The organism is Streptomyces himastatinicus ATCC 53653 (assembly GCF_000158915.1).
Lineage (GTDB): Bacteria > Actinomycetota > Actinomycetes > Streptomycetales > Streptomycetaceae > Streptomyces > Streptomyces himastatinicus.
The window spans coordinates 1580360-1587926 of record NZ_GG657754.1 but is presented as its reverse complement, the minus strand read 5'-3'; the positions used below and the strand labels follow the sequence as shown (position 1 = coordinate 1587926).

Here is a 7567-nt window from a genome sequence, read left to right as displayed (position 1 = left end):
TCCTGCTGCCCTTCATGGTCGTCAACCTGGCCCACTGGATGCGCCCGGCCGCCGACCGGCGGGAGCGCACCGTGCGCACCTACGGCCTGCTGGTGCGCGTCGTCGCGCTCAGCCTGACCGTGCTGCTGATCGCCGGGGCCTGCGAGGTGGCCCTCGACCTGGTCGCCTGGCAGTGCGCGGGCTCGGCCGACTGCGCCGACGGCACCTGGCTCGGCTTCCTGTCCGCCGGGGACGACGGCTGGTGGAGCCAGCCCGGCCGCCGGCTCGCGCTCACCGCCGTCGTACCGGCGGCCCTCAACGGCCTGCTGTGGTACCTGTCCAACCGCACCTGGAGCGCGTACGAGTCGCAGCCCCCGCTGGAGCTGCCGGTGGACGAGACCTGCGCCGAGTCGGGCAACCAGCCCGCGCTGTGCCTGCCGGGTTTCTGGTACGGCCGCCGGATCGTCGCCCGGCTGCGCGCCGCCCACACCGCCGCCGGATTCCTGACGATCGCCGCGGGCGTCACCGCGGCCACCGCCGGGTACGACCGCGCGGCGGGCGGCAGCGCCCTGCTGGACGCCGTGGGCTGGACGCTGCTCACCCTGGTGGTGGCCGGCGGGTGCGCGGTGGTGTTCGTGGTGTGCCGCCGCGGCCGCAGCGAGACCAGGGCCGACAGCGATCTGGACCGCCTCACCATCACCTTGCTGCCCGGCGCCGCGCTCGGCGTGCTCGCGCTCGCCATGCTGTACGCGGGCTGGTCCCGCCCCGGCTGGGTCTCCCACGGGAGGCTGCCCGGCGACCAGACCTTCGTCACGATCGCGGTCGTGCAGGGCGCGCTCATCGTGGCCATCGCGGTGTGCGCCCTGATTCTTCACCGGGAGGCGCCCACCGCGCGCACCCCGCTGCGCGGGCTGGCCGGTCCGGCCGTCGCCATGCTCGCCTGCGGGCTCGGCTCGGTGCTCGCCGGAGGCGTCGCCCAGCGCATCGCCGACTGGCTGGACGGCGGCGCCACCCCGGGCGAGGGCGGCACCATCGCGCCCCCCATCCTGCTGTCCTGGTGGGCCACGGCCATACCGGTCCTGCTGCTGATGATCCTGCTGCTGGCCGTGATCACCGCCCTGCGGGCCTGGCGGATCCGCGAACGGCTCATCCCCGGCGTCCTGGACAGCTATCCGGGCGAACCGGCCGACGCCGTGCGCACCCGCCGGATCGCCACCACGATCGCCCGCGCCGGGCTCACCGACTCCAGCCCCTGGCTCGTCGGCCCCGTCGCCCTGTTCACGCTGCTGCTCGGCGGATTCGCGGTCGCCGGGACCTTGCTCACCAACGAGGTGCCGGGGCGGGCCGCCGACGACACCCCGGGATTCGTGGACGCGGCCACGCAGACGGCCCAGGCGCTCGGCTCCTGGATGATGGGGTTCGCGGTCCTGATGCTGGTCACCTGGGCCCGCCGCGCCTACCGCAGCCCGTCGGCCCGGCGCACCATCGGCATCCTGTGGGACGTCGGCACCTTCTGGCCGCGCGCCGCGCACCCCTTCGCCCCGCCCTGCTACGCCGAGCGCGCCGTCCCCGACCTGACCTGGCGGATGGAGACCTGGACCCGCACCTACGGCGGCCGCCTGGTCATCTCCGGGCACTCCCAGGGCAGCGTGCTGGCCGCCGCCGCGGTCTGGCAGGTCGATCTGCGCACCCGCGCCCAGGTCGCGCTGCTCACCTACGGCTCACCGCTGGAGCGGCTGTACGGGCGCTGGTTCCCCGCCTACTTCGGCCCCGCGCAACTGCGCTCGCTCCACGGCGAGGTGCGCTGCTGGCGCAACCTGTGGCGCTACACCGACCCCATCGGCGGCCCGATCCGGCTGCCCGACGGCACCGGGCCCGAGGTGGACTGCGACGCCTTCAAGGACCCGCTCGCGTACGGCCGTACCGCCGAACACCCGCTGCCCGCACCGATCCTGGGGCACTCCGAGTACCAGGCGGACCCGGCCTTCGACCGGGAGCGGGCCGAGCTGCTGGCCCGGCTCCCCGAGGGGACGGGCTGCGGCCCCGCCCCCGTACCGAAACCGGCTCAGGGCAGTTCGGGCAGATCCTCCGGGTAGAGCAGGGTGAGGTCGTCGGTGGTCAGGTCGCTCAGCTGGGCGACCCGGCCCGCGTGCCGCTCCACCATCGCCTCGAAGGTCTGCCGTGCGGTGCGGCCGTTGCCGAACGCCGGGCCCTTCGGGAGCGCCGTGAAGTACTTCAGCAGCGCCTCCGTGGCGCCCTCGCCGATCCGGTACTCCTGGTCGTCGGCCTGCTGTTCGACGATCCGCAGCAGCTCCTCGGGCGCGTAGTCGCCGAAGGTGATGGTGCGTGAGAAGCGGGACGCCACCCCGGGGTTGACGGACAGGAAGCGCTCCATCTCCGCGGTGTACCCGGCGACGATGACCACCACCGAGTCCCGGTGGTCCTCCATCAGCTTCACCAGGGTGTCGATCGCCTCGCGCCCGAAGTCCCGCCCCGAGTCCTCGGGGGACAGCGCGTACGCCTCGTCGATGAACAGCACCCCGCCGCGCGCCCGGTCGAACGCCTCCTGGGTGCGGATCGCCGTCGAGCCGATGTGCTCGCCGACCAGGTCCACTCGGGAGACCTCCACCAGATGGCCGCGCTCCAGTACTCCCAGCGAGGCCAGGATCTCGCCGTAGAGCCGGGCGACCGTCGTCTTGCCGGTGCCGGGGGAGCCGGTGAAGACCAGGTGGCGGCGGACGGAGGCGGCCTTCAGCCCGGCCTCCTGACGCCGCCGCCCGACCTCGATCATGTCGGTGAGGGCGCGCACCTCGCGCTTGACGCTCTCCAGCCCGACCAGCGCGTCCAGTTCGCCCAGCACCGTGGTGGAGGGCCGGACGGATACCGGCTCCGCGGCCGGGGCGGCGGGCGCGGCCGCCAGGGCCGGAGGCTGGGTGGCGCGCTGGGTCGGGATGCCGCCCAGCAGCCCGCCCGTCGAGGCGGCCGTCTCCAGGGCGGGCGCCGGGAGGGCGGGGGCGGTCGCCGGGGTGGTGACGGCGCTGGTGGCGCTCTCGTCGCTGGTGCAGTCCTCGACGGCGGGGCCCGCCTCGGAGAACTCGTAACCGCCGCGCGCGCACCGCTCGGTGCGGCACCGGGTCAGGGTGGTGCGGCAGCCGTCGATGATGTGGAAGCCGTAGCCGCTGCTGCCCGTCACCCGGCAGCCGGTGAACGTGCCGCGGCCCTCCGCCGACACATAGAACCCGGCCTCCGTCGGCGAGGACACCGTGGTGCGCTCGACCGTCGGATCGGCGCCCTTGGTGACGATCACTCCGGTCGAGGCGCCGTCGATGGTGCAGTTGGCGAGGGTGCCGCCGCTGCCGTGATCGCGGAACCAGGCGCCGGTGGCCGCCTCCCGGATCCGGCAGTCGTCCAGCTGCGCGGTCGCCCCGTCGCTCACCGACACCGCCGTGTTGCGCACCTGCGACAGATCGCTGTCGACGACGTCCACGCGCGAGCCGCGGTCCAGCACGAACAGCGCGTCCGGGACCTCGCGGACCCGGCACGAGTCGAGCACGGCCGTGGCGCCGTCACTCACCCACACCGCCGGATAGTCGCCCGTGCTCTCGTGCAGCTCGCACTGGTTGGCGTCCACCCGGGTGCCCGGGTCCCACACCGACAGGCCGTTGCGCCCGAACCGGCGCACCGTCGAGCGGGTCAGCGTCAGCACCGAACGGGACCGCAGGTCGACCGCGTTCTCCGGGACGTCGTGGATCTCGCAGTCCGCGAGGGTGAGCACCGCGTCGGTGTCCAGGTTGACGCCGTCGCCCGTCGTGCGGTGCACCCGGCAGTCGGTCAGGTGCCCGGTCGCCCGTGAGGAGACGGTCACCCCCGCGCCCCGGATCTCGTACACCTCGCAGCCGACGGCCTCCAGCGAACTGCCCTCGCCGGTCAGCGAGACCCCGGACCCCGAGGAGTGGTGGATACGGCAGCGCTCCAGGCGCGGGCGGGCACCGCCGCGCACCGCGACCCCGGACTGCCCGGCGGCCACCACCTCGCAGTCCTCGAACACACCGCCCGCGCCGTCCAGCACGCTCAGGCCCACGCCCGCCGGGTTGTCCACGGTGCAGCGGCGCACGGTCGGACGGGCGCCGCCGCGCACCTCGATGCCGACGGCGGAGCGCGTCGCGACCCGCAGATCCGTCAGCTCCGGAGTGCCCTCCTCGACCAGCAGCGCGGGCGACGCCGAGTCCATGCCCTCCACGTGCAGGTCCTGGACCACCGCCGACGCGCGTATCGTCAGCGCGACGCCGTCGGCGGGCGCGATCCGCACCGAGCCGCGCGAGGAGCCCTCGGGTCCCCGCAGGGTGACGGCCCGTCCCACCACGAGATTCTCACGGTAGGTGCCGGGCGAGATGGAGAGCACATCGCCGTCCCCCGCGGCCTCCAGGGCCGCGGCGAGCGAGGCGTACTCTCCGGTGCGGCGCCGCCACCGCGACGTTCCGCTGTGCGTCACCTGGACGACCGAGCCCTGTGCCATGGTGCTGCTGTGCCCCCACCTCGTGCGAATGCCGGATGTGCGCGACTGTGCCGCTGTTCACGTGAAGGCCCCACCGTAGCGTGCGCGCGGCACGCCGAGTTGACCTGCCCGGAAGCCCGGTGCACGAGGTGTCCTGGTGACAAGGAACGTACCGGGGCAATACCCGGCCTACGTTACTGTCCGTCTCAGCTGTCCGCGTCGGCACGGCCCCAATCCTGGCGAGCCCGCTCCCACGCGATGTCCCACTGGGCGTAACGCCGGCGCATGAGCCGCCATACGACCAGCCGCCGGGCGCCGTCGATCAGCCCCGCCGTCGCCGCGCCCGCGCCGATCCCCGCCAGCGCGGCGTGGGTGGCCGTGGTGGCCGAGTCCAGCGGACGGGCCCTCAGTTGGCCGTGGTCGTCCGTCCAGATACGGAACGTCTCGCCCGGATCGGCGGCCGGGTGGGCGCCGAGCGTGCCCTCGTGCCTGCTGCCGTCCGGCCCCGTCCACTGGGCGAGCACCCGGCGCTGGGCGTCACGCGCCGAGGCGGTCTCCGGATCGGAGTCTATGGGTGGCTGAGGCAGCACCTTGACCACGGTCGCTGCCACCACATGGCGCTCCGCGCGCTGCTCCTGCGCCGTTCTCACCAGCGCACCATGCGCCAGGGAACCCGCCGCCCAGCCCACGGCCGGGGCCGCGAGCAGGATCAGTACGGCGGCGACCAGTGCCGCCCACGCCTCTGCCAGGTCGGTCTTACGGCGCAGCGCGTTCCGCCGCCAACGCCACAAGCCCTTGATCATTCGCATCATCCGCACGTCTTTCGACAGTCCCCTTCCCCGTTCGTGGATACCGCATGGGAGGCCGGATATGCGCGAATTCGGAGAAGAGAGAGCCATATCACGGGCTGAGCCCATTGGTCGCGCGCGCGGGGCCGTCGGGGGTTCGTGGCACGCGCCACACCACCCGGGTGCCGCCCGCCTCGGGGGTTTCGATGGTCAGCGTGCCGCCGAGCAGCTCGGCCCGCGACCGCATGTTGACCAGCCCGCCGCTGGGGGCCGCGTCGCCGATGCCCACCCCATTGTCCGTGATCGTGAGCACGACGTCGGCACCGACCGTGAACCGCACGTCCACGCGCTGGGCCTGTGCGTGCCGGACGGTGTTGCTGAGCGCCTCGGCGAGCACCGCCAGCGCCTGATCGCCGGTCTCGTCCGGCACGTCCGTGTCGACCGGTCCGTCCATCAGCAGCGACGGCGTGAAGCCCAGGATGTCCGATGCCGACCGTACGGCCTTCACCAGCCGCCTCCGCAAGGTGGCCGGTTCGCCGTCCTCGTCCCCGACCGCCCGCAGCGCGAAGATCGTCGAACGGATGATCTTTATCGTCTCGTCCAGGTCGTCCACCGCCCGGCCGACCCGCTCACCCGCCTCCGGATGGTCGATCAGCCGGCTCGCGCTCTGGAGCGTCAGCCCCGTCGCGAACAGCCGCTGAATCGCGAGATCGTGCAGGTCACGGGCGATCCGGTCGCGGTCGTGCAGCAGTGCCAGATGCTCGGACTCGGCACGGTGCCGGGCCAGTTCGAGCGCCAGCGCCGCCTGCGCGGCGAAGCCCGACAGCAGCTCCACCTCGTGGTCGTCGAACGCGGGCCGCCCCGCCAGCCGGCACAGCCGCAGCGCCCCCGAGGACCGCTCATGGGCGACCAGGGGTACGGCCACCAGCGGGCCGAACTCGCTCTCCTGGTCCGGCAGCGGCCAGGCCCGCGCCCGGGCGTCGGTCCGTACGTCGCTCGCCACCGCGGGCCGTCCGGTGCGCACCGCGAGACCGGCCAGCGAATCGTCGGAGGGCACCACCAGACCGCTGATGCGCTCCGCGTCGTGCCCCTCCGCGACCTCCACCATCAGACTGTCCGTGCCCGCGGCGGGCAGCAGGATCGCCGCCGAGTCGGCCAGCGAGACCTGGAGGGCCAGCCGGGCGATCAGGCTCAGCACCTCGGCCGCCGGAGTGCCCGCCAGCAGCGTGCGGGTGATCACCCCCAGCGCCTCCAGCCACTGCTCGCGGCGGCGGCTCTCGTGGTACAGCCGGGCGTTGTCGATGGCCACCCCGGCGGCGACCGACAGGGTGGTCAGCACCGCCTCGTCGTCGGGGTCGAACTGGGCGCCGCCGCGCTTCTCCGTCAGGTACAGATTGCCGAACACCTGATCCCGGACCCGGATCGGCACCCCCAGGAACGAGCGCATCGGCGGATGGTCCTCCGGGAAGCCATGGCTCGCCGGATGCTCGGACAGATCGGTAAGCCGCAGCGGCTGCGGATGGCGGATCAGCTCGCCCAGCAGACCGTGGCCGCTCGGCAGCGGGCCGATCCGGTGCGCGAGATCCTCCGATATGCCCACCGGCAGGAACTGCGACAGCCGGTTGCTGTCGACCACGCCCAGCGCCCCGTACTGCGCGTCCGCCAGCACCACCGCCGCCTCCACGATCCGCCGCAGCACCTGCTCCAGATCCAGCTCGCGGCCGACGCTCAGCACCGCCTCCAGCAGGCTGTGCATCCGCCCCTGGGTGGCCCGGGCGGCGTCCAGCCGCGCCTGGAGCTCGTCGAGAAGCTGATCCAGCCGGAGTTGAGGCAGTGCAGGATGACGCCCCTGACCCCCAGACACCTGAAACCCCCCATTTTTGAGGCTCGGTTCGCCCCCGGACACAGGATATCCAGGCGCGGGGGCCGTCAGGGCTGCGGGATCACCGCCACCGGGCAACGCGCGTGGTGCAGCACGGCGTGGTTGACCAGGCCCAGCTGCATCCCGAAGTGGCCCTGCCGCCGCCGGGCGCCCACCACCAGCAGGCCGGCCTGGTCCGACGCGTCCAGCAGCGCCTTGCGGGCCGGGCCCTCGACCGCGCGATAGGCCACCGGTACGGGCGGCCGCGCCATCTCCGTCACGCCGCCCAGCGCCTCGTCCAGCAGTTCGGCGGCGTGCCGGGCGTGTCCCGCCCGGCAGCCCGACCACCACCCCTGCCCGATGCGCTTCGCGCAGCCCCGCTCTTCGTGCGGCCCGTGGTCGTCCGGTCCCGCGCAGCGCCAGGCGTGCACCGCCTCCAGCTCG

5 protein-coding genes are annotated in these 7567 nt (G+C 73.7%); 1 reads left to right on the top strand and 4 read right to left on the bottom strand.

Annotated features, from left to right (window positions below; all coding sequences use genetic code 11):
• The first annotated feature begins 2 nt into the window (after nucleotides 1-2).
• Entirely contained in the window at nucleotides 3-2075 is a 2073-nt protein-coding gene (locus SSOG_RS06030) for a hypothetical protein (protein ID WP_009713320.1), read from the top strand.
• Here the strand turns inward: SSOG_RS06030 and SSOG_RS06025 are convergent.
• From SSOG_RS06025 to SSOG_RS55685, 4 genes are all read right to left on the bottom strand, one after another.
• Entirely contained in the window at nucleotides 2045-4495 is a 2451-nt protein-coding gene (locus tag SSOG_RS06025; RefSeq protein ID WP_009713319.1) for a right-handed parallel beta-helix repeat-containing protein, read from the bottom strand. The two genes, SSOG_RS06030 and SSOG_RS06025, sit on opposite strands and share 31 nt — an antisense overlap.
• Before the next feature lie 185 nt (nucleotides 4496-4680).
• A complete protein-coding gene (locus SSOG_RS06020; RefSeq protein ID WP_039940693.1) occupies nucleotides 4681-5283 on the bottom strand; it encodes an Rv1733c family protein in 603 nt (200 codons plus the stop codon).
• Nucleotides 5284-5374: 91 nt separating this feature from the next.
• The gene (locus tag SSOG_RS06015) at nucleotides 5375-7126 is read right to left on the bottom strand and encodes a sensor histidine kinase (RefSeq protein WP_009713317.1); all 1752 of its coding nucleotides are present in this window, start codon (nucleotides 7124-7126) and stop codon (nucleotides 5375-5377) included.
• A 65-nt stretch (nucleotides 7127-7191) separates the two neighbouring features.
• A partial coding sequence (locus tag SSOG_RS55685; RefSeq protein ID WP_039936691.1) for a universal stress protein occupies nucleotides 7192-7567 on the bottom strand: 376 nt, incomplete at its 5' end.

Coding starts and splice junctions, on each gene's coding strand:
- SSOG_RS06025 (WP_009713319.1), bottom strand. CDS start 4,495: ATGGCACAGGGCTCGGTCGTCCAGGTGACGCACAGCGGAACGTCGCGG.
- SSOG_RS06020 (WP_039940693.1), bottom strand. CDS start 5,283: ATGCGAATGATCAAGGGCTTGTGGCGTTGGCGGCGGAACGCGCTGCGC.